Here is a 1,412-nt window from a genome sequence, read left to right as displayed (position 1 = left end):
GGGTTGAGCGCGGCGCCCCGCAAGGGCTACAAGGAAGTCGGATTTTGTCGCTGTGCCCAGCCGTGGGGACTTCTATTGGGGAAACCCCCAGGCACTTGCGGTACCGTTTCGGGTCACGTGGGATTCTTCGCGGCCCTTATCGCTCGTGCCACTGCCGAGCGGCTAACGCTGAACTCCTGCTGTGCTTGGGTCCAGGAGTTACCCGCCGCTACATAAGCCACGATGGCTGCGTCGTCATGTTGCTTCACGCGTCCCCTGTACTTCCCTTCGCCCTTGGCGATCTCGATGCCCCGCGCCTGCATCTCGCGCCGGTTCAGGTAGTCCGCCTCTCCCTGTGCGGCCATGAATGCCAGCACTGCATCGCGGGTCGCCTTGGCGATGGCGTCCGTCGCGCCTCCATCGAACTCCATCCCATTGAGCGTGCAACGGACCTTTACGCCCTTGTCCATCAGGCGACGCATGGTGGCGTGCAGTTCGTCGTAGCGACGGGAGATGCGGTCCAGCCAGCGGACTACCAACACGTCTCCTCGACGCAGGCGGCGCTCAAGGATGGCCCACTCGCGACGGTCGGCGGGTGCAACGTGATACCCGCTCACGCCCTCATCGACGTGTACATGATCCTGCGGGATGCCAAGCGTCTGTGCCTCGGTGGTCTGGGTAGCGATGGTCTGCCCGTCCGTGGTCGAGATGCGTCCGTAGTAAAAGGTCTGGGACATAGGGGTCTATGGTGTCATTGAGGTATGGTGTCGATTATTGAGGTGATGTCAGCCGACAGTCAACTCTAATGACACTATGCTGGCCCCTTGCTTGAAAGGTGCCATATAGGTACACCTAGTTGACACTGTTGTTGGGCGACGCAGAGGTGCCTCGCGGCCGACTGGCCCTTGGCTGTGTCGTACCCGTCTCGCGGCAAGGTGGGTCTATAGTTCGACCGTCCATTCGGCGGGGAGGGTATGGGGGAGACCCAATATCGGCGGCGCTCCAACAGTACGCGCGAATTTTCTGGGGTTAGAAGAGACGGGAAAATCGGGGGCGGCATTCGAAAAGCGGTCCATTCAGCGCCTCACGCGCGCTCATGGGGCTGGTAGGTCCCTTGTAGTACCATGTGCCGTTATTTTTCGCCCGCCTATCAACGCATGTTTGAGACAAAGACCTACGACGACCCTATGGTGCTCGATCCCGCAATTAGGGCGCGTTGGGCGTTCCACGAAACCAGCTCCGCTGCCGCTGTGCTGCGGGCAGTTTGTGGGGAGGAATGGGCGGATATTACTAATGTTCTACGCACGTTCCAGCTCGTTCCTAGTCGATGGTTGCGTGCAGGTGGGAATCGCGGGGGCATCGCGAAAGATATCGACGGTATGTTCAATGCGCTAGGGTGGCGGGAAAGGCGTGTCGATCTGATCACTCAGGGC

General features: G+C 60.3%; 2 protein-coding genes. One reads left to right on the top strand and one right to left on the bottom strand.

Features of this window, described 5'->3' with window-relative positions; all coding sequences use genetic code 11:
• Window positions 1-113: 113 nt before the first annotated feature.
• Window positions 114-716, bottom strand: coding sequence for a recombinase family protein (locus JHD73_RS27710; protein WP_199033330.1), 603 nt, complete (start codon window positions 714-716; stop codon window positions 114-116).
• Window positions 717-1,136: 420 nt separating this feature from the next.
• On the opposite strand from JHD73_RS27710, the gene JHD73_RS27705 reads away from it, so the two are divergent.
• Window positions 1,137-1,412 (top strand): BglII/BstYI family type II restriction endonuclease (locus tag JHD73_RS27705; protein WP_269848309.1); only part of this gene is annotated, 276 nt, incomplete at its 3' end.

It is taken from the genome of Ralstonia sp. ASV6, from assembly GCF_016429285.1.
Lineage (GTDB): Bacteria > Pseudomonadota > Gammaproteobacteria > Burkholderiales > Burkholderiaceae > Ralstonia > Ralstonia flaminis.
The sequence above is the reverse complement of the archived record's forward strand: the minus strand, read 5'-3'. Positions and strand labels throughout refer to the sequence as shown.

What these genes read in the sequence shown, in the direction of transcription:
- JHD73_RS27710 (WP_199033330.1), bottom strand. Translation starts at nt 716, where the DNA reads ATGTCCCAGACCTTTTACTACGGACGCATCTCGACCACGGACGGGCAG.